The 21,497-nt window shown below is 71.5% G+C and carries 15 protein-coding genes; all 15 read right to left on the bottom strand.

Features of this window, described 5'->3' with window-relative positions; translation table 11 throughout:
- Positions 1 to 132 precede the first annotated feature (132 nt).
- A complete protein-coding gene (locus tag ACIBU0_RS42955; RefSeq protein WP_398829989.1) occupies positions 133 to 1,617 on the bottom strand; it encodes a VCBS repeat-containing protein in 1,485 nt (494 codons plus the stop codon).
- An 83-nt stretch (positions 1,618 to 1,700) separates the two neighbouring features.
- Positions 1,701 to 3,233 carry an FG-GAP-like repeat-containing protein gene (locus ACIBU0_RS42950; protein WP_398829987.1) on the bottom strand — a complete coding sequence of 511 codons (1,533 nt, stop codon included), beginning with the start codon at positions 3,231 to 3,233 and terminating at the stop codon, positions 1,701 to 1,703.
- Between the two features lie 47 nt (positions 3,234 to 3,280).
- Entirely contained in the window at positions 3,281 to 4,714 is a 1,434-nt protein-coding gene (locus ACIBU0_RS42945; RefSeq protein ID WP_398829984.1) for an FG-GAP repeat domain-containing protein, read from the bottom strand.
- A 146-nt stretch (positions 4,715 to 4,860) separates the two neighbouring features.
- Positions 4,861 to 6,306, bottom strand: a complete 1,446-nt coding sequence (obgE, locus tag ACIBU0_RS42940; protein ID WP_398829981.1) for a GTPase ObgE — start codon at positions 6,304 to 6,306, stop codon at positions 4,861 to 4,863.
- Between the two features lie 118 nt (positions 6,307 to 6,424).
- The gene (gene rpmA / locus ACIBU0_RS42935) at positions 6,425 to 6,679 is read right to left on the bottom strand and encodes a 50S ribosomal protein L27 (protein WP_398829979.1); all 255 of its coding nucleotides are present in this window, start codon (positions 6,677 to 6,679) and stop codon (positions 6,425 to 6,427) included.
- A gap of 14 nt (positions 6,680 to 6,693) precedes the next feature.
- Entirely contained in the window at positions 6,694 to 7,014 is a 321-nt protein-coding gene (gene rplU, locus ACIBU0_RS42930) for a 50S ribosomal protein L21 (protein ID WP_004931419.1), read from the bottom strand.
- A 243-nt stretch (positions 7,015 to 7,257) separates the two neighbouring features.
- Complete coding sequence (locus tag ACIBU0_RS42925) at positions 7,258 to 11,517, bottom strand: ribonuclease E/G (RefSeq protein ID WP_398829976.1); 4,260 nt, start codon at positions 11,515 to 11,517, stop codon at positions 7,258 to 7,260.
- A gap of 262 nt (positions 11,518 to 11,779) precedes the next feature.
- Positions 11,780 to 12,562 (bottom strand): TIGR03936 family radical SAM-associated protein, encoded by a 783-nt coding sequence (locus tag ACIBU0_RS42920; protein WP_398829974.1) that lies wholly within the window; start codon positions 12,560 to 12,562, stop codon positions 11,780 to 11,782.
- 48 nt (positions 12,563 to 12,610) lie between these two features.
- Positions 12,611 to 13,723, bottom strand: a complete 1,113-nt coding sequence (locus ACIBU0_RS42915; protein ID WP_398829971.1) for a hypothetical protein — start codon at positions 13,721 to 13,723, stop codon at positions 12,611 to 12,613.
- A 61-nt stretch (positions 13,724 to 13,784) separates the two neighbouring features.
- Complete coding sequence (locus tag ACIBU0_RS42910; protein ID WP_398829968.1) at positions 13,785 to 14,360, bottom strand: hypothetical protein; 576 nt, start codon at positions 14,358 to 14,360, stop codon at positions 13,785 to 13,787.
- A gap of 229 nt (positions 14,361 to 14,589) precedes the next feature.
- Positions 14,590 to 15,606: an esterase/lipase family protein gene (locus ACIBU0_RS42905; protein WP_398829965.1), complete on the bottom strand. Its 1,017-nt coding sequence runs from the start codon at positions 15,604 to 15,606 to the stop codon at positions 14,590 to 14,592.
- 239 nt (positions 15,607 to 15,845) lie between these two features.
- The gene (locus ACIBU0_RS42900) at positions 15,846 to 17,819 is read right to left on the bottom strand and encodes a TIGR03960 family B12-binding radical SAM protein (RefSeq protein WP_398829962.1); all 1,974 of its coding nucleotides are present in this window, start codon (positions 17,817 to 17,819) and stop codon (positions 15,846 to 15,848) included.
- 49 nt (positions 17,820 to 17,868) lie between these two features.
- Positions 17,869 to 19,419, bottom strand: coding sequence for a CHAD domain-containing protein (locus tag ACIBU0_RS42895; RefSeq protein WP_398829960.1), 1,551 nt, complete (start codon positions 19,417 to 19,419; stop codon positions 17,869 to 17,871).
- 87 nt (positions 19,420 to 19,506) lie between these two features.
- Positions 19,507 to 20,706: a rod shape-determining protein RodA gene (gene rodA / locus ACIBU0_RS42890; protein ID WP_398829958.1), complete on the bottom strand. Its 1,200-nt coding sequence runs from the start codon at positions 20,704 to 20,706 to the stop codon at positions 19,507 to 19,509.
- Positions 20,703 to 21,497: penicillin-binding transpeptidase domain-containing protein (locus tag ACIBU0_RS42885; RefSeq protein ID WP_398829956.1), on the bottom strand; the 795-nt coding region annotated here is incomplete at its 5' end. The genes ACIBU0_RS42885 and rodA, both read right to left, overlap by 4 nt.

Raw genomic sequence — 21,497 nt, 5'->3', positions numbered from 1 at the left:
CATGCTTCAGGGCGGTACGCCCGATGAACGGCATACCTCGCGTGCATGACAAATAGGGAGACAACAGAAGACCCGCTGCGGCGCAAGAACGCGTCTTTGCCACAACGGGTCTGATGCCTGATCAGTGGCTGATCAGTAGTTGAATCCGGACCCCAGCTTCGCGCTCGCCGCGACCGTGCCGAGGGTGCCCGCGCCGAAGGTGAACGAGCCGGTGGCGGTGATGCCGGACGAGGTCGACTTGAACACCCACACCGATCCGGCGCCCGCGTTCTCCCCCGGTGCCCCGACCACGAGTTCGGCGCGGCCGTCGTGGTTGGCGTCCACGAGGTGGGTGGCACGGCCGAAGGCGTCCTTGTTCTCCGCCGCGCCCGGTACGCCCGCGGTGTTCTGGTTGAAGCCCACGGCGCCGGTCCCGGTCAGGCCGCTCGCGCTGCCGCGCAGCACGATGACGCCGCCGGTGTCGCTGATCCCGTCGAAGTCCTCGCCGGGCACACCGGTCGAGACGTCCGCGTAGCCGTCGCCGTTGACGTCGGCGACCGAGACGTCGGTGCCGAAGCCGTCGGACCGCTCCGCCGCGCCCGGGACGCCGGGGCTGTCCTGGTTGACGTACATCGCCTTGCTCACGACGGGGCCGTCCGCGCTGCCGGGCACGAACCCGACGCGGCCGCCCTTGGGGAGCGGGGTGTCGAGGTCGCTGTCGGCGCCGTCGGTGGCGCGGCCCGCGACGATGTCGTCGTAGCCGTCGCCGTTCACGTCGCCGAGGGCGAGGGACTCGCCCTGCACCCAGAAGCCACGGCTGTCCTCCAGCACGATCTTCTCCGCGAGACCGTCCGGCGTGCCCCGCCAGTAGGTGACGCGGCGGTGGTCCCACTCGTCGCCGTCGTTCATGACGCCGACGACATCGTCGATCCCGTCCCCGTTCACATCGCCGGTGGCCAGGTCGAGGAAGCGCGGGTCGGAGTCGTCCAGGATCGTCTGCTCCCCGCCGTGCGCGGCACCGTCCCGTCCGAAGGGGCCCTTGATGACACGCAGCTTGACCAGGCTCTCGACGACCACCAGGTCCGAGGCCCCGTCCCCGTTCACATCACCGACGGTGAGCTGGCCGCGGGCGCTGAGCCGGTCGTAGGTGTTCTTCCCGTACGCCAGCGTCGACCCGCCGGACAGACCGCTCGCGCCGCCCCAGACGACCTCCACCTGCCCGGTCTCGGCCCCGCCCTCGACGCTGTCCTCACCGGTGACGCCGACGATCAGGTCGTCGTAGCCGTCCTGGTCGAGGTCGGCGGTGCCGAGCGCGCTGCCGAACTGGTCGTCCGTCTCCGCGGAATCCGGTATGCCGGTGGTGTTCTGGCTGATCACCTGCTTCGACGCGGTGGTGAGCCCGCTCGCCGAGCCGTACAGCACGGCGACGTACCCGGCCTTCGCCTTGCCGTCGACGGTCGCTTCCGGCGCCGCGATCGCGACGTCCGAGTAGCCGTCGCCGTTGAAGTCGTCCTGGAGTTTCGTGGTGGCGGTCGGCGTGTCACCCGAGGCCCGGGCGGCCATCGGCAGGGCGGCGGCTCCGGTCACCGCCAGGACGACGGCGAGTCCCGTACGCCACGTTGCTTTGCGCCTGTTCATTGGGCTCTCCTCTGGTTTTCGTGGGGGGATGTGCGTGGGGGGATGTGTCTGGGGGTGTATCTGGGGGGAATGTTGGGGGGCGGTCAGTCCGCCAGCGAGGCCCCGAAGTTGGCCCCCGTCGCGGGCAGGCCCATGGTGGTGGCGCCGAACGTGAAGGAGCCGCTCGCGGTGATGCCGCTCGACGTGGCCGAGAAGACCCATGCGGCGCCGTTGCCCGCGTTCTCCGCCCAGTCGCCGACGACGAGGCCGTCCCTCTTGTCGCCGCCCGCGTCGACGAGCGCGGTGTCGGCGCCGAAACGGTCCAGCTTCTCGGCGCTGCCGGGCACCCCGCCGGTGTTCTGGCTCAGGGACTTGGCGCCGGTCGTGGTCAGGCCGCCGGCGCTGCCGCGCAGCACGAGGACGGTGCCGGCGTCGGTGAGGCCGTCGAAGTCCTCGCCGGGCAGCCCGGTCGCCACGTCGAGGTAGCCGTCGCCGTTGGTGTCCCCGATGGACAGGCCCGAGCCCATGCCGTCGTGGTACTCGCCGACGCCCGGAACTCCGGGGGTGTCCTGGTTGATCCACACCGGCCTACGGGTGGTGGAGAAGCCGTTCGGACCGCCGTAGACGATGCCCAACGCGCCGCCTTTGGTGGGGAGTTCGACGTCACTGTCGTAGCCGTCGTCGATGTGACCGACGACGATGTCTCCGTAGCCGTCCTTGTCGAGGTCGCCGATCTCGATGTCCTCGCCGCCGATGACCCGGCCCTGGGAGTCCTTCAGGGCGCCTTTGCGGGTGAAGCCGTTCGGGCCGCCGACGAGCAGTTCGACGGCACGGGAGTCGGGCTCGTCCACGAACATGGAGCTGACGGCGAGGTCGGCGATACCGTCGCCGGTCACGTCCCCGACGGCGATGCCGTCGAAGAAGGACATGCCCTCGGGGTCGGCGGTGAACCGCCCGGCGCTCGCCGCGTCACCGGCGCGGCTGAAGGGCCCGCGCAGCACGGTGCCGTCTCCCGGCGAGTCGGGGTCGCCGTTGACGTCGGCCAGCAGCACCACGTCCGGGTTCCGGTCCCCGTCGACGTCGCCCAGGCCGTAGGTGAGGCCCGGGTAGCTCGTCTCCGGTATGCCGCTGAGCGGGGTGGGGACGGCGGACAGCCCCTTGGGGCCACCCCAGTTGACGACGAGGAAGAGCCCGTCGTAGTTCGGGCCGTTCTGCGCGGGGGTCCGGTCCACCGTCGACACCAGGTCGGCGTAGCCGTCCCGGTCGAGATCCGCGCTCTGCAGTGCGCTGCCGTACCCGGTCTGCGGCACGCTCGTGTCCCGCCCCGACCAGGTCAGCACCTGCTTGCGCGAGGTCGACAGCCCACTGGAGGAGCCGTACAGCACGCTGACCGCGCCGGCCTTCGCCGTGCCGGCCAGCGCGGTGCCGGGGGCGCCGATCGCCAGGTCGGGGTAGCCGTCGCCGTTGAAGTCGTCGTGCAGACGCTTGGTGCTGGGCGTCGTCGCGGTCGTGGTGACGGCCGTCGCCTCGGGAGTGGCGGCGTTGACGGCGGGGACCAGGACGGCGCCGCCGACCAGGGCGATGCCGGTCGCGAGGAGGAGCCGCCCGCGGTGCCGGGGAAGGGAATGCGAGGCCATCGATTTCCTGACATGGGAGAGGGAACGCGTGGAGGGGTGCCGGGGGATCAGCGGGGGAACCGCTCACCGAGCCTGGCGCCGCCCGCGACCGTGCCGAGCGTGCGCGCGCCGAAGGAGAAGGAGCCCTTGGCCGTGACGCCGGCGGAGCCGGACCGGAAGACCCAGACGGCACCGGCGTACGCGTCCTCCGCCACCGCTGCCACGACGGGCTCGGCCCGGCCGTCGCCGTTGCCGTCGACGAGGGCGGTCCGCTCGCCGAAGCGGTCGCCCTTCTCGGCCGTACCGGGAACGTCGGCGCTGTTCTGGCTGAAGAGTCTGCTGCCGGCCCCGGTCGGCCCGTCCGGTCCGCCGGGTACGACGAGGAAGGCGCCGGCCTGCCTCACCGTGCCCAGGTCCTCCTGCGGATCACCGGCCAGGACGTCGCCGTAGCCGTCGCCGTCGACGTCGCCGACCGAGACGTCGTAGCCGAGGAAGTCCTCCGGCTCGTCGGTGCCGGGTACTCCCGGGGTGTCCTGGGTGATGACCCGGTGAGCGACGGTGCCGGCGGGGCCGTTCGCGGTGCCGTAGAGGAATCTGAGGTGTCCGCCGCCCATGACGATGTCCGCCCGACGGTCGCCGTTGACGTCGCCGAGGGCCAGCGAGTAACCGGCCCTGATCCTCTCCCCCTGTGCGTCCTTGAGGACGACGAGCGGCTGCAGACCGTCGCGGCTGCCGCGCAGGAAGTTCAGGTGCTCGCCGCGGTCGCCCTCGTCGTCCGGGTCGTAGGACTGGGCGACGGTGACCACGTCGGTGATGCCGTCGCCGTCCACGTCGCCGGCCGCCACGTCGACCAGCTGGATGTCGCCGTCGACGAGCTCCGCCCCCGCCTGGGCGACGGGCACACCGTCGCGCCCGAAGGGCCCGTACTCCACACGGCCGCGGTCGAGCAGGTCCTGACGGCCGTCGCCGTTGAAGTCGCCGGTGACGGTTCCGTACCCGCTCTGGTACCGGCTGTCGCCGACGGCGGGCCGCACCTTCCCCGAGGTGAAACCGCCTGGACCGCCCCACAGCACGGTCCGGCTGCCCTGCCGGGCGATGCCGCCCTGCTCCCACTGCTCCCCGTCGGCCGACACCTGCAGGTCGCTGTACCCGTCGCCGTCCAGGTCGGCGACGACGAGGTGCGAGCCGAAGCGGTCACCGGCCTCGACGGCGCCCGGGACCCCGGCGGAGGCCTGCGTGTACACCTTCTTGGCCGCGCCGGACAGCCCGCGCGCCGAGCCGTACAGGACGGCCACGTAGCCGGCCTCGGCCTTTCCGTTCACGGTGGCGTGGGACGCGGCCACGGCGAGGTCGCCGTAGCCGTCACCGTTGAAGTCCTGGCGCACACCGGCGGCCGCCGCGGCCTGGGCCGACCCCACCGGCACCGCACCCACGCTCGCACCCACCAGTGCGATCGCCACCACCACGGCACGCCGCGTCCTGCGCGATACAGCCTCGACCACGTCGACTCCGGGAATCTGAAGGGCAGTTGAACGCGGAGAGGACCAAGATCCTCATCCACGCCGCCCAGTACGACTCACCAGAGAGACGGTTGGTTGTATTGAGGTACGCCGTGACTTTCCCTGCCGTTAACCGCGCACGCGATGCCTCAGAACGGCTCGAAGTCGTCGAACTCCCGCGCCGCCTCGTCCCGCTCGGCCTGCTTGTCCCGCCGCCGCTGCGCAGCGGGCCGCGGCGCCTCGAAACGGTGGTCCTCGCCCCGTCGGCCCAGCATCTCCGCCCCGGCCGTCACGGTCGGCTCCCAGTCGAAGACGACGGCGTTGTCCTCGGGACCGATGGCGACACCGTCGCCCGACCGGGCCCCCGCCTTCATCAACTCCTCCTCGACACCGAGGCGGTTGAGCCGGTCGGCGAGATACCCCACCGCCTCGTCGTTGTTGAAGTCGGTCTGCCGCACCCACCGCTCGGGCTTCTCCCCGCGCACCCGGAACAGCGGCTCGCCGCCGACCTCCTCGCGCGTGACGGTGAAGCCCGCGTCGTCGACGGCCTTCGGCCGGATCACGATCCGCGTCGCCTCTTCCTTCGGCTTCGCGGCCCGCGCCTTCGCGACCAGGTCGGCCAGTGCGAACGACAGCTCCTTCAGCCCGGTGTGCGCGACGGCGGACACCTCGAAGACCCGGTACCCCCGAGCCTGGAGGTCCGGCCGCACCATCTCGGCGAGGTCCTTGCCGTCCGGCACGTCGATCTTGTTCAGGACGACGATCCGCGGCCGGTTGTCCAGCCCGCCGTACTCCCGCAGCTCCGCCTCGATGACGTCCAGGTCGGAGACGGGGTCCCGGTCGGACTCCAGCGTCGCGGTGTCCAGCACGTGCACGAGCACACTGCACCGCTCGACGTGCCGCAGGAACTCCAGGCCGAGCCCCTTGCCCTGGCTGGCCCCGGGGATCAGACCCGGCACGTCGGCGATCGTGTAGACGGTCGAACCGGCGGTCACGACACCCAGGTTCGGCACCAGCGTGGTGAACGGGTAGTCGGCGATCTTGGGCTTCGCCGCGCTCAGCACGGAGATCAGCGAGGACTTGCCGGCGCTCGGGTACCCGACGAGGGCGACGTCGGCGACGGTCTTCAGCTCCAGGACGATGTCCTGGAGGTCCCCCGGCTCACCGAGCAGCGCGAATCCGGGCGCCTTGCGCCGGGCCGACGCCAGCGCGGCGTTGCCGAGCCCGCCCCGGCCGCCCTGCGCGGCGACGTACGACGTGCCGTGCCCGACCAGGTCGGCGAGGACGTTGCCGGCCTTGTCGAGGACGACGGTGCCGTCCGGCACGGGAAGGACCAGGTCCTGCCCGTCCTTGCCCGACCGGTTGCCGCCCTCGCCGGGCTTGCCGTTGGTGGCCTTGCGGTGCGGGGAGTGGTGGTAGTCGAGCAGCGTGGTGACCGACTGGTCGACGGTGAGGATCACATCCCCGCCGCGCCCGCCGTTGCCGCCGTCGGGCCCGCCGAGCGGCTTGAACTTCTCACGGTGGACGGAGGCACAGCCGTGACCTCCGTTACCCGCGGCGACGTGCAGCTCGACGCGGTCCACGAAGGTGGTCATGGGGGGTGCCTCCAGCACTTGAGTGGTTCTGTCTCTTGCGTAACACGCGAAAGGCGGACCCGCCTTCCCGACCGGGAAGTGAGGTCCGCCTCGCGAAATGTTCGGTCTAAGCCCTGTTTCAGGCGACCGGAACGATGTTCACGACCTTGCGGCCACGGCTGGTGCCGAACTCCACCGCACCGGCGTTCAGCGCGAACAGCGTGTCGTCGCCGCCACGGCCGACGCCCGCGCCGGGGTGGAAGTGGGTGCCGCGCTGGCGGACCAGGATCTCGCCCGCGCTCACGACCTGACCGCCGAAGCGCTTCACGCCGAGGCGCTGAGCGTTGGAGTCACGACCGTTACGGGTGGACGATGCGCCCTTCTTGTGTGCCATCTCTCCTCAGTCCCTTACTTCGCAGCCGCGGGGATCTCAGTGACCTTGATCGCCGTGTACTGCTGGCGGTGGCCCTGACGACGGCGGTAGCCGGTCTTGTTCTTGTAGCGCAGAATGTCGATCTTCTGGCCCTTGTGGTGGTCCACGACCTCGGCCTGGACCTTGATGCCGGCCAGCACCCACGGGTCACTGGTCACAGCGTCGCCGTCGACAACGAGCAGGGTCGAGAGCTCGACCGTGTCGCCAACCTTGGCGGTGGAAATCTTGTCAACCTCAACGATGTCGCCGACAGCAACCTTGTGCTGGCGACCACCGCTGCGCACGATGGCGTACACGCGGATCTCACTCTCTCGCTCGGGAACGGCACCCCCGCAGTCCAGCCGTCCGGCACGCGGTCAGCCTCTCCAGGAACACCGTGTGCTCCGGAGGAAGAGGTTTACGGGGATGTGGCGCGCCCATATCCAAGGACACGCCGACGGTCAAGGTTACGGGGCCGCGGCCGGGGGGGTCAAACCGGGCCGGGCTCCGCAGCTGTGCGGCCGGTCACGTGGACCGGCCGCACGCCTGCCTCGTACTGCTCAGCTTTCGTCGGTGGCGGCCGAGACCGTGGTCTTCTTCGCCGTCGACTTGGCCGCGGCCGTCTTGGCGGTCTTCGCCGCCTTCTTGGCCGTCACCTTCTTGGCGGCCGTCTTCTTGGCCGCGGTCTTCTTGGTGGCGGCCTTCTTCGCCGTGGCCTTCTTGGCCGTCTTACGGGCCGTCTTCTTGGCCGGAGCGGCCTCCTCGGCGACGACCTCGGCGCCCTCCTCGGCAGCCGGAGCCTCCGCGGCCGGGGCCTCGGCGGTGGGCTCGGCCTGCGCCTCCGCCGTCGGGACGACCACGACGGCCGTCTCCTCGGACGCGGTCGGCGCGGTGGCCTTGCGCACGGCGCGGCGCCGCGGCCGGGCCGGAGCGGCGCTCTCGGCGACCGGCTCGGCGACACCCTCGGCGACCTCGGCCTGCGCTGCCTCGGCCTCCGGCTCGGGCGCCTTCGCGGCGGTCTCACCGACCGTCACCACGGCGGCCTCGGCCCCCGTCGGCGACCCGGCGGGAGCGGTCGCCTTACGGGTCGCACGACGGCGCGTACGTCCCTTCGGCGCGGCCTCCTCGGCTGCCGGGGCCCGGTCGGCGGACGGCGCCTCGACGACCGCGTCCTCCACGGCGGCCGGCTCGGCCTTCGCCTCGGCGGCCGGCTCCGGCTGCACCGGACGCGCGACCTCCTCCTCGACGCTGACGTCCTGAGCCGTGGGGACAGCCTCGGGCTTCACCCCGTCGGGCTTCGGCGCACCCGCCGGAGCCGACACCCGCCGGCCACCACGGCGCCGCGAACGACCGCCCCGCGCGACCGCGGCCTCGGCCTCGGCGACGCTGCTGTACAGCTCCTCGTCCGGCGCGAAGGCGGGCTCGGGGAGCGCGGCGGGCACGGCGGCCTCGGCGGCGACCTCGGCCTCGGTCTCCGCCTCCTCCTCGGCCGTCTCGACCGCCTCGGCGGCGACCGTGGCCTCGTGCACCTGCTCGGGACCGGCACCGGCACGCGCGCGCTTCTTGCGCTTGCCGCCGCCACCGACGGCCGTCGGCTGCTCCATGTGCACGATGACACCGCGGCCGTTGCAGTGGACGCAGGTCTCGGAGAAGGACTCCAGCAGGCCCTGGCCGACCCGCTTACGGGTCATCTGCACGAGCCCCAGCGAGGTCACCTCCGCCACCTGGTGCTTCGTACGGTCCCGGCCCAGGCACTCCAGCAGGCGCCGCAGCACCAGGTCCCGGTTGGACTCCAGCACCATGTCGATGAAGTCGATGACGATGATGCCGCCGAGGTCGCGCAGCCGCAGCTGGCGGACGATCTCCTCGGCCGCCTCCAGGTTGTTCCTGGTGACGGTCTCCTCGAGGTTGCCGCCCTGACCGGTGAACTTGCCGGTGTTGACGTCGATGACGACCATCGCCTCGGTCCGGTCGATCACCAGCGAACCGCCGCTGGGCAGCCAGACCTTGCGGTCCAGGGCCTTGGCGAGCTGCTCGTCGATCCGGTACGTGGCGAAGACGTCGACCTCGGAGGTCCACTTCTGCAGCCGCTCGGCGAGGTCCGGCGCGACATGCGAGACATAGCCGTGGATGGTCTCCCAGGCGTCGTCACCGCTGACGATGACCTTGGAGAAGTCCTCGTTGAAGATGTCCCGGACGACCCGGACGGTCATGTCCGGCTCGCCGTACAGCAGCGTCGGAGCGTTGCCGTTCTTGGACTTCTTCTGGATCTCCTCCCACTGCGCCTGCAGCCGCTCGACGTCCCGGCGCAGCTCCTCCTCGCTCGCGCCCTCGGCGGCGGTGCGCACGATGACGCCCGCGTCCTCGGGGACGATCTTCTTGAGGATGGTCTTCAGCCGGGCCCGCTCGGTGTCGGGCAGCTTGCGGCTGATGCCGGTCATCGAGCCCTCGGGGACGTACACGAGGTAGCGGCCCGGGAGAGAGACCTGGCTGGTCAGACGCGCGCCCTTGTGCCCGATCGGGTCCTTGGTGACCTGCACGAGGACCGACTGGCCCGACTTCAGGGCGGACTCGATACGGCGCGGGCCGTTGGCCATGCCCAGCGCCTCGAAGTTGACCTCACCGGCGTACAGGACGGCGTTGCGGCCCTTGCCGATGTCGATGAAGGCGGCCTCCATGGACGGCAGCACGTTCTGGACCTTGCCCAGGTAGACGTTGCCGACGTACGAGGTCGACTGCTCCTTGTTGACGTAGTGCTCGACGAGCACGTTGTCCTCGAGGACACCGATCTGCGTGCGGTCGCCGTGCTGACGGACGACCATGACGCGCTCGACGGCCTCGCGGCGGGCCAGGAACTCGGCCTCGGTGATGATCGGGACGCGACGGCGGCCCTGCTCACGGCCTTCCCGGCGGCGCTGCTTCTTGGCCTCCAGGCGGGTGGAGCCCTTGATGGACTGCACCTCGTCGGACGGCTCCGCCTTGGGACGGGGCTCACGGACCTTGACGACGGTGCGCTCGGGGTCGCCCTCGCCGGGCTCGGTGTCGACGCTGGTGTCACCGGCGCGACGGCGGCGGCGACGGCGACGCCGGCTGCTGGAAGTGGAGCCGCCGCCCTCTTCGTGGGCGTCCTCGGCGTCCTCTTCCTCCTGCTCGGCGGTGTCCTCGGCGTCCTGCGCGGCCTGCGCGGCGGCGAGCTCCTCGGCGTCGCCGGTCTCGGCCTCGCTCTCGGGGGCCTCACCGCGGCGACGGCGCCGGCCACCGCGACGGCGACGGCGACGCGACCCGGTCTCCTCGGCCTCGTCGGTCTCCTCGCCCTCGGCGACGTCCTCGGCGGCCTCTTCGGCTTCCTCGGTCTCGTCCTCGGCGGCCGACTCGACGCCCTGGGCCTCGGCCTCCTCGCCGTACGCGGCGCCCCGGCGCCGGCGACGACGCCGCGACGTGCCGGCCTGCTCCTCCGGGAACTCCTCGACGTCCTCGGCCTCCGCCTCCGCGGCGGCTTCGGCGGCGGCCCGCTCGGGCGTCTGGAACTGCGGCTCGGTGAACACGGGCGCCTGGAACACGGCCACGGCGGGCCGCGCCGGCCGCGGAGCCTCGGCAGCCTCGTCGGCGGAGTTCCGCGCGGGCTCGGCGAACCCGGTGGCGGCGCGTCGCGCCACCCGACGGCGACGGCGGGGGGCGGCTTCCTCGCCGGTCTCGGCGGCGGGGGCGACCGGGGTACGGGACTCGTCGGCGGGTGCCTCGGCGGGCGCGCCGACCCCGGTGACAGCGGCGGTCTCCGTGTCGATGCCGGGGGTCACGGGCGTCTCCGCGGTCAGCGGCGCCTCTGCGGGCGCCTCGGCGGGCTCCTCGGCGGGCGCCTCGTCGGTGGCGGCGGGTGCGGCCACGCGCCGCGTGGCGCGACGACGCGTACGACGGGGAGCGGCCTCCTCGGCCGGAGCGGCGGCCTCGGCGGGGGCGGCAGCCTCCTCCTTCGGCTCCTCGGCCTCAGCAGACGCCTCGGCGCTCACGGGCGCCTCGTCGGTGGCACCGGCCTCCGCGGGCGCCGTGACCTCGGCGGCGGGAGTACCGGCGGGCGTGGACGCCCGACGCACCGCACGCCGACGCGTACGACGCGGAGCGGCCTCCTCAGCGGGAACGGCCTCCTCAGCCGGAGCGGCAGCCTCGGCGGGGACGGCGGCCTCGGCCTCGGCAGAGGCCGCGGTCACCTCGGCGGCGGCACCGGAGACGACGGTCTCAGCGGCCTCCGCCGGCGCCGGGGCACCGGCAGGCGCCGAGGCCCGACGCACCGCACGCCGACGCGTACGCGGGGGCGCGGCCTCCTCGCCGACCTCCGCGCTGACAGCCGCAGGCGCTTCGGCAGCGGCCGCGGCCTCGTCCGCGACGGGCACGGCGGCCACGGCAGGCACCACGGTCTCGGCTGCCTCGGCAGCCACAGGGGACCCGGCGGGCGCGGCGGCCCGGCGGACCACACGGCGACGCGGACGACCGGCGGACGCAGCCTCCTCAGAAGCCGCAGCGGCCTCCGCCGCCACTTCGGTCCCTTCGGTCTCTGCGCTCTCTTCAGCCTCTTCGGCCTCAAGGGTCACGTCGGTCTCGACGCTCTCCTCGGCCTTCTCGGCGTCGTCGCTCAGCGCCGCGACATCGGCGGGCTCAGCAGCCGGTATGGCCGGCTCGACCACCTCTGCGACCTGCGCCTCGGCGGCAGCCGCCGGAGGGCCCGCCGGGCGGGACGCGGCACGGCGCCGCCGGCGCGGCGGCAGGGTGTCGCTGGGTGTGTTGAGTTCTTCGGAACCCTGAGTGGGTTCGGTCGGCTCGAGCATGCGGGCGTTTCTCCCGTCAGGCTCCCGGGCGCCGCGCCTGGTCCGGCGAGGTGCCGGTGACGTCCGCGGCTCGCGCGTTGCGCGACTGCCGCCGTCCGGGGCGCGGGCGCCGCACGGGAGCTCTCTGTGTCCTGTCTCGCCGGTTCCGTACACCGAATGCGTACGGCCTGGCGAAAGTCTTCTGGGCGGTGCGCTGCCCGACCCAGGTGGCTCCCGAGTACGAGGGCGGCGCTTCGACGTCCGTCCCTACGCGGAACCTTCCTTACGCCGGCGCCGCCGCGGCGGCAGCTGTCTCGGCCTCGGTTGGGGCCGTCGCTGCCTCGCGGTCGGGCGCGAGCGGGTCGGTCACCGTGCCGGTCTCTTCATCGAACAGCCCCTGCGCCAGCCTGGTCACCGCTGCGGGGACCGGCGGCGCCAGGTCGGCCACGGCGCGGAGACCGGACAGGACGTCGTCGGGTCGTACGGCAGGCGTCACGTGCCGAACAACCAGCCGCAGTATCGCACAGGGCTGGTCGGTAGGCCTATCAGCCGCCGAACTGTGCGTTTCTGTTCCGTTGGTGCTCTGGAGGTCGACGACCGCGGGGCGGGCGTCGAAGGTGCGCAGTCCGTTCTTGGTCATGCGCTGGACCTCGACGACCTCGGCGCCGTTGAAAGCGGCCACCGCGCGCTCGGCGTCGGCCGGGGCCACGCCGTCGAGCCGCAGCTCCCAGACGGACGCCGTGAGCCGGTCGGCGAGCCCGGAGGTCCGGGCCTCGACCGCCTCGATGACGTCCAGCCCGTCGGGCAGCGACTCGTCGAGGAGGACTCTCAGCTTCTCCGGATCGCGCGCCTCGGTGAGCGCGATCTCCAGGTACTCCGCCTCACTGCCCGTGCCGGTGGGTGCGGCATTGGCGTACGACACCTTCGGATGCGGCGTGAACCCCGCCGAGTACGCCATCGGCACCTCGGCACGGCGCAGCGCACGCTCGAAGGCGCGCTGGAAGTCACGGTGGCTGGTGAACCGGAGGCGGCCGCGCTTGGTGTAACGCAGTCGGATGCGCTGCACCGCGGGTGCGGGCGGCGGGCCTTCGGGCTGTCGCTTGCCCAGTGTCGTTCAGTCCTTCGTGAGAGCGGTCTTACTGCTACCAAGAGTACGTGTCTCACGGCCGAGAGGTTCCCGCCGGACCACGGCCTCCTGCTGCCTCGGCTCCCCGAACAGCATCCGCCGGAAGTCGGCGCGGGCCTGCCGTACGGACTCACGGGCGGCGGTGAGGGCCTGCCGGGTGGCCCGGCCCACGCTGCGGGCGGCCTCGGCGACGGGCCGCAGCACCACGTCGCGAACGACGTGCCCGACCGGTGTGAGGACCGTCCGGTACACCCAGCGCACCGGCTCGACGAAGATCCACCGGAAGAGGTCCGCGAGGAACCGGCCGACCGCGAGCGAGATCCGCCCGGCGACCCGCCAGGCGTGCCCGAGCGCGTCCAGGATCTCCCTGCCGATGACGGCGAGCACACGGCCCACGGGCGCGAGCACCCACCGGTACAGACCCAGCGCGGGCAGCACGAACAGCACGCGGGCGATCCAGTACAGCGCCATCCCGATCCCCGTGACGACCGTCCCGACGACCCACACGAGTCCCCTCGCGCACCAGGCGATCGCCCGCCCGACCGGCGTGAGGATCCACTCGTACACCCACAGGGCGGGCACGACGAGGAGATACCGCCCGAGCCACGCCACGACGCCGAACACACCGATCCCCATCGCGGCGAGTACGGCACCCAGCCCCCTGAGGACCCACAGCACCGCATGACCGACCGGCGTGAGCACGCGCGCGTAGAGCCACTTCAGCCCGGCGCCGATCCCCCGCGCCACCCACGCGCACGCGTGCCCCACGGGAGTGAGCGCATACCGGTACACCCACACCGCGGGTACGACGACGAGCAGGTGCCCCAGCCAGGCGAGGCCCTTCGCGACCGGCACGACGACATACCGCCACAGCCCCACGAACGGCCACACGAACACCGCCCGCCCGAGCCACAGCAACGCCCGCCCGACCGGCCGCACCACCGTGTCGTTCACCAACCGCCCGGCGACCACCAGCGCGTCCCACGCCATCCGCACCGGCACGACCAGCACGAGCACGACGATGCGCACCGGAACACGGATCGCAACGACCAGGCACCCCTCGGGCTCCTGGCGCTGCGGCGGCGCCTTTTCGAGATCCATACCGTCGTAGACGCCGAACAGGCCTGGCCGGATGCACTGCCGGAGGCAGTAGTCGCCGTGATCAGGGAACTCGCTCGATCCGCAGATACCGGTTCAGTGGCGGCCCCTCCGCGAGCACCGCGCCGGTGGTCACCCCGAAGGCGACGGCGGCGCACAGGACGATCAGCCAGGACAGCAGGACGAGGACCAGGCCGAGGGCGCCGTACTCCTCGATGGCGCGGTTGAGCGCATGGGGGACGTAGAGGTGGGCGGTGACGCCGAGAGTGCTGGTGGCGGCCGAGACCAGCACGGCACCCGGGAGCAGCGGCAGCCGGCTGACCCGGCCCGCGAGGAGCAGGTGCTGTGTCCACAGCCAGACAGCGAGGCCGATCAGGAAGAGGAGCGGGGTGCCGAGCCAGAGGCCGACGCCGAACCCGTCCCGGATCGGCCCCTGCAGGAGGATCACCAGGACCAGCGCGAGCAACCACGCGATCCAGCGCCAGGCGGCGATCCGGACGGCCGCCCCGGGCAGGCGCCAGGCCCGCTCGCAGACCCGGGCCATGGCACGGCTGAAGCTGGTCGCGGAGATCAGCGCCAGCGCCAGGCCGACCGCGCCACTGGTCTGCCGCACAGCCTCGTCGGCGGGGTCGGTCAGCACCTGTTGCAGCTGCGGGCACGGCCGCCAGAAAGGCCTGGGCGGCCAGTCTGGTGGCCGCGTCCAGGAGGTTCGTGGACAGCAGCCGGTCCGTCAGTTCGGTGAGTACGGGAAAGCGCTGCTCGGCCCGGGCGTGCAGGCGCTTGAGCCGCGCCGTCCACGCCATGCCGCCTCCCGCCCGTGCGTCACGCCGCCGCCGAAGGCCGGACGAGGGGCCGGCCGTCGCCTCGCCTCAGCCGCCCAGCACCGGCAGGGAGACGCCGCAGCGGACGGGTCGTGCGTGGGCGGGATCGAGGGCGTTGCTCACGAGTTGGGCGGCGTTGGTGTCGTACGAGAGGGACACGTGTTCGGAGAGGTCGTCCGGGCAGACCTCCTGGATCAGGATGTTCCGGACGGTCGCTCGCGGTCCCGCGGTCAGGAACTGGTTCTGGTACGGGGTGGCGACCTCGTCGAACCGGGTGGCGATGACGGTGTAGTCGACCCCCGGCTGTGTGTCCCCGCCCCGGTCCAGCCTCCGGTTCACCTCGGAGCCGACCATCTGGTCCGCGTACGCCTGGCCGACAAGGGCCGACACGGTCGGGTTGAGACCCAGTTCGGTGGTGAGCGTGCCGACACCGGAGGCGGTCACACCGTGGTTGGACGGCGCCAGGCCGATGAGGCTGTGCACCTTGTTCCGTTTCGGATGCGCGGGATCCGTGCCGCCCTCGAACCGCAGATACCAGCGGGGCGTCGGACCGCCACCCTGGGAGTGCCCGACGAGATCGACCTGGCGGGCACCGGTGGCCTTCAGGACGCGGTCGACATAACGGGCGACCTGCCGCGCGGACTCCGGGACCGGGCCGCTGGCCTTGAACGGACTCCCCGGCGCCCCGCCGTAGTTGGGAGCGAAGACGCAGTAGCCCTGCCGCTTCAGCCACGGGGCCAGCATGCTCCAGTCGGACGAGGCGTTCGTCCAGGTCGCGTGCACCAGGACGACCGGACGCGGATGCTCACGCGTGGGCCGGCAGCTCCAGTCGTTGGCACCGGACGGCGAGGCCTCCGGGTGAACGATCCCCCCGAGGAACGCCGCGGGGGCGGCGAGGAGCCGCCCCGGCGGTGGAGGTACGGGTCTGTCGGCTGCGGCCGCCACGCCCTGGAGACCCACCCCCTGGAGACCCAGGGTCAGCGACAGGGCGAGGCCCCCGCAGACCGCGGCCCACCTGGTACGCCGCCGGTTCGATCGGCTCCGGGAAACCTTCCGCTCCGTCATCGGGCCACTCCTCGTCTCCAAGCCGGCCGAGCGCCGACGCGAAGATGATCGAGGAGCGGATTCCCCCAGCTCTCAACAGCCGCTCGCGGCACCTCTTATGGAGCAGACCGCTTTCATCCGTCCAGCCCACGGGGCATCGGGGGCATGACCTGCCGGCCGCGTGGGACGCGGAGACACCACTGAGCCCCCTCCCACCCGGAAGGGGGCTCAACACCATCCGATCGAGTGCCGCACAGACCTCAGCGCACGTGCCCGCTAGGCGCCGGCGCCGCGTTCTTGACCGTCAGCGGCAGCAGCTTCTTGCCCGTGGGGCCGATCTGGATGTGGGTGTCCATCTGCGGGCACACCCCGCAGTCGAAGCACGGCGTCCACCGGCAGTCCTCGACCTCGGTCTCGTCGAGGGCGTCCTGCCAGTCCTCCCAGAGCCAGTCCTTGTCGAGGCCGGAGTCCAGGTGGTCCCAGGGGAGGACTTCTTCGTACGTGCGCTCGCGCGTCGTGTACCAGTCGACGTCCACGCCGAACGGCGCCAGCGCCTTGTCGGCGCAGCTCATCCAGCGGTCGTACGAGAAGTGCTCGCGCCAGCCGTCGAAGCGGCCGCCGTCGTCGTAGACCGCGCGGATGACGGCGCCGATCCGGCGGTCGCCGCGGGACAGCAGGCCCTCGACGATGCCGGGCTTGCCGTCGTGGTAGCGGAAGCCGATCGAGCGGCCGTACTTCTTGTCGCCGCGGATCTTGTCGCGGAGCTTCTCCAGGCGGGCGTCCGTCTCCTCGGCGCTCAGCTGCGGGGCCCACTGGAAGGGGGTGTGGGGCTTGGGGACGAAGCCGCCGATGGAGACCGTGCAGCGGATGTCGTTCGAGCGGGAGACCTCGCGGCCCTTGGCGATGACCTTGGTCGCCATGTCGGCGATCTGCAGGACGTCGTCGTCGGTCTCGGTCGGCAGGCCGCACATGAAGTACAGCTTCACCTGGCGCCAGCCGTTGCCGTAGGCGGTGGCGACGGTGCGGATGAGGTCGTCCTCGGAGACCATCTTGTTGATGACCTTGCGGATGCGCTCCGAGCCGCCTTCGGGAGCGAAGGTCAGGCCGGAACGGCGGCCGTTGCGGGTCAGCTCGTTCGCCAGGTCGATGTTGAAGGCGTCGACGCGGGTGGAGGGGAGGGAGAGGCCGATCTTGTCTTCCTCGTAGCGGTCGGCCAGGCCCTTGGCGATGTCGCCGATCTCGCTGTGGTCCGCCGAGGAGAGGGAGAGAAGGCCGACCTCCTCGAAGCCGGTCGCCTTCAGGCCCTTGTCGACCATCTCGCCGATGCCGGTGATCGAGCGCTCCCGGACCGGGCGGGTGATCATGCCGGCCTGGCAGAAGCGGCAGCCGCGGGTGCAGCCGCGGAAGATCTCGACGGACATCCGCTCGTGGACCGTTTCCGCCAGGGGGACCAGCGGCTGCTTCGGGTACGGCCACTCGTCGAGGTCCATGACTGTGTGCTTGGACACACGCCACGGGACGCCCGACTTGTTCGGTACGACACGGGCGATACGGCCGTCGGGGAGGTACTCCACGTCGTAGAACGCCGGGATGTAGACGGAGCCGGTCTTGGCGAGGCGGAACAGGACCTCCTCGCGGCCGCCCGGCTGCCCCTCGGCCTTCCACTTGCGGATGATCTCCGTCATGTCCAGCACGGCCTGCTCACCGTCGCCGATGATCGCCGCGTCGATGAAGTCCGCGATCGGCTCGGGGTTGAAGGCGGCGTGGCCGCCGGCCAGGACGATCGGGTCGTCGATGGTCCGGTCCTTGGACTCCAGCGGGATGCCGGCCAGGTCCAGGGCCGTGAGCATGTTGGTGTAGCCGAGCTCGGTGGAGAAGGAGAGGCCGAGCACGTCGAACGCCTTCACCGGGCGGTGGCTGTCCACCGTGAACTGCGGGACGCCGTGCTCCCGCATCAGCGCCTCCAGGTCGGGCCACACGCTGTACGTGCGCTCGGCGAGGACGCCCTCCTGCTCGTTCAGGACCTCGTAAAGGATCATGACGCCCTGGTTGGGCAGACCGACCTCGTACGCATCGGGGTACATGAGCGCCCAGCGGACATCGCAGGACTCCCACGGCTTGACCGTGGAGTTGAGCTCTCCGCCGACGTACTGGATCGGCTTCTGCACATGCGGGAGCAGAGCTTCGAGCTGCGGGAACACGGACTCGGCGGCCGCAGCGGCTTCGGCAGGCATGTCGCGAACCTTCGTGAGCTGACTGAACTGACAGGGGTGACCATCCAGCCTAACGCGGCCGCGAGGGTCCTCCGTACGCCCAGAAGGCCGCCCCGTCCCTGATCTTCGCCCACAGCTCCGGCAGACCGGCCTCGTCCTCGGCCGCGCGCCGCTCCTCCCGCCCGTACAGCAGCCCGTACGTGAACGAGGGCTCCCCCGCCCCGTGCGCCTGCCGCGCCAGCTCCCGCAGCGCCTCCCGGGTCATCACGCTGTCCTGGTGGTCGCCGAGCAGGTTCTGCAGGCTCTTCATCGCCCTCACCAGCCCCGCGGCCGGATCACCCAGGGCCGGGACCGCCGACTCCGCCGAGTACCGGGTCCGCTTGGCCTTCTTCCGCGCCTCGTGCAGCGCGAGGTCCCGCTCGTGCCCGGGCTCCAGCACGAGTGCCTGTTCGACCAGCGCGGACACCGCCGAGAAGTCCTTCCGTACGGCCTTCCCGATCACCTTCTCCGGCTTCCCACCAGCCGCCCGGAGCAGCGGCGGGTCGGTGAGCAGCGCGTCGAGGGTGTCCAGCAGCTGCAGATACCTTTTGCCATCCAGTACGCCGATCAGCCGCCGCCGTGATCCTCCGCTGCGGGCGTGCGCCCAGGTGCGCAGCCGAGTGCGGACGGGCCCGGACAACAAGGTGCGCGGCAGTTCGTCGAGGGCCGCCGTCAGCCGCTCGGTCAGCACCTCCTGGTCCCGGTCGACGCCCAGCTCCCCGGCCAGCCACTTCAGCTCCTCGCCGACCGGGTCCGTCACGGCCCGGTCCAGGAGCTTGCCGTAGGACCGGAAGGCGCTGCGCATCCGGCGGGTGGCGACGCGCATGCTGTGCACGGAGTCGAACACGTCCCGCCGCACGGCCGGGTCGAGCTCGACGACGGCGTCCCGCTGGGCGCGGAGATAGGCGAGCACGTGATCGCCGGCGCTGACGGTGACCGGCGCCTGTGCCCGGTCCGCCCGCGCCTTCTTGCCCCGTTTCTTCTTCGGCGCCGTCTCCGCCAGGGCCCGCTGCAGCTTCGAGGCCGACGACGAGGGCCGTACGCCCGCCTTCTTCAGCCGTTTCTCGACCTTGTCGAGGAACGCCGGGTCGGTTCCGTCGGCCAGCTCCACCTCGATCTCGGTCCACTGTGCGCTGCCGCCGTCGCCACTGAGACGTGCGGCCCGTACGGCGTCCACACTGACCTCGGCCAGCAGTCGGCCGTCGGCGTCCACGAGGTCGCGCACGTCACGGTCGGAACGCAGCCGGACCACGGGTACCAGTTCGGCGTCCCGGACCCGGGAGCGGACGAGGCCGGCGAGCGTGCGGGGCAGGGTGTCCGACAGCGGGGCCTGGATCTCGTCCCGTACCCCCGGGGCTACGGGGAACTTCAGATGCCAGCCCGCGTCGGAGCCGCCGGTCCTGCGACGCAGGGTGACCGAGGACGCGGCGAGTCGCTCGTCCGCGGTGTCGTAGTAGGTGGCGTCCAGCTGCGCGACACCCTTGTCGATGACGGCCGCGACGCCGGCGACGCCGGTCAGGTCGGGCAGGCCGCTGTCGTCGGATTCATACTTCCGCTCGATTTCGCGCTTGGTGTCCGCCATGAACCGAATCTAGTGGGAGTCACGACGTGATAACAGGGCCCACTCCTCATGAACACCGGGAAAACGGACGCCGACGCAGGGCAACTCCTATGCGGACATGGGACGCTGCACCCGGATCGACTGCAGCAACCCCACCGCCACCCACACCGCGAACATCGACGACCCTCCGTACGACACGAACGGCAGCGGCAGACCGGTCACCGGCATGATGCCCAGCGTCATCCCGATGTTCTCGAACGCCTGGAAGGCGAACCACGCCACGATTCCCGCCGCGACGATCGTCCCGTACAGCTCGGTCGTCTCGCGCGCGATGCGGCAGGCCCGCCACAGGATCACGCCGAGGAGCAGGATGATCAGCCCGCCGCCGATGAAGCCCAGTTCCTCTCCCGCCACCGTGAAGACGAAGTCGGTCTGCTGCTCCGGCACGAACTGGCCGGTCGTCTGCGAGCCGTGGAACAGCCCCGAGCCCGTCAGCCCGCCCGAACCGATCGCGATCCGCGCCTGGTTGGTGTTGTAGCCGACGCCCGCCGGGTCGAGTTCGGGGTTGGCGAAGGCGGCGAAGCGGGCGATCTGGTAGTCGTCCAGGACGCCGAGCTGCCATACCGCGATGGCGCCGATCGTCCCCGTGCCGATCAGCCCGAAGACCCAGCGGTTGGAGGCACCGGAGGCGAGCAGCACGCCCAGCACGATCACCACCATCACCATGACCGAGCCGAGGTCGGGCATGAGCATCACGATCAGCATCGGCACGGTGGCCAGCCCGAGGGCCTGCACAACCGTGCGATGGTCGGGGTACTGCTTGTCCCCCGCGTCCACTCGCGTCGCCAGCAGCATCGCCATGCCCAGGATGATCGTGATCTTCACGAACTCCGAGGGCTGCAGCGAGAAGCCGCCGGGGAGCTTGATCCAGGAGTGGGCGCCGTTGATGGTGGAGCCGAGCGGGGTGAGCACCAGCAGGATCAGGAAGACCGAGACGCCGTACAGGATCGGCACGGCTGTGCGCAGGGCCCGGTGGCCGAGCCAGACCGTCCCGATCATCAGGGCGAAGCCGATGCCGGTGTTGAGCAGATGCCGGATGAGGAAGTAGTACGGGTCGTCCTGGTTGAGCTCGGTGCGGTTGCGGGTCGCCGAGTAGACCAGGAGCGTGCCGAGCAGCGACAGGGCCAGCGCGGCCAGCAGTATCGGCCAGTCGAGCCTGCGGGCGAGCGAGTCGCGGGCGAACAGGCGGGTCCAGCCCGCCCGTTCGGGTCCGTACCCGGAGACCTGGAAGCTGTTGGCGCCGGTCATGTGAGCATCCTCCGGCTTCCCCGCCTGCGGCTCCTGCGCCGCCTGCGCCGTGTGTCCCGGTTCTCGGCCGTCGGTGTCGCCACCGTGCCGGCGAGCTGCTGCTCGTCCGGATCGGCCTTGTTCTCCTGGCTGGCCCGCTGCTGCTTGGCCGGGTCCTTGCCGACCTTCGGCGAGGCGATGGTGCCGTCCGTGCGGACCTTCGGCAGGCTCTTCTGCGGCTTCGGCAGCAGCGCGTTCTTCTTGTTGATCGTGCCGTCGTCGGAGACGCCGTACAGCGCGTCGTAGATGTTGCGCACGGCCGGGCCCGAGGCGCCGGAACCCGTACCGCCCTGGGAGATCGTCATGACGACCGCGTAGTCCTTGGTGTACGTGGCGAACCACGAGGTCGTCTGCTTGCCGTAGACCTCCGCGGTACCGGTCTTGGCGTGCATCGGGATCTTGTCCTGCGGCCAGCCGACGTCCGCGAACCGCCAGGCGGCGGTACCCCGGGTGGCGACGCCGGCGAGGGCGTCGTCCATCGCGGCCAGCGTCTGCTTGCTTATGGGCAGTTTGCCGTGCGACTTGGGCTTGATCTCCTGGACGGACTTGCCGTCGGCGCTGATGACGGCCTTGCCGACGGTCGGGTCGTACAGGGTGCCGCCGTTGGAGATCGCCCCGTAGATGGTGGCCATCTGGATGGGGGTGACCAGGGTGTCGCCCTGCCCGATGGAGTAGTTCACCGAGTCACCGGCGCGCAGCCGGTTGCCTTCGAGGCAGTTCTCGTAGGCGATCTTCTCGGCATAACTGCCGTC

Origin of the sequence: Streptomyces sp. NPDC049627 (assembly GCF_044465645.1) — a bacterium.
In the GTDB taxonomy this organism is placed as follows: domain Bacteria; phylum Actinomycetota; class Actinomycetes; order Streptomycetales; family Streptomycetaceae; genus Streptomyces.
Note: the sequence above shows the minus strand (reverse complement) of the source record. Positions and strands in the feature narration are given on the sequence as shown.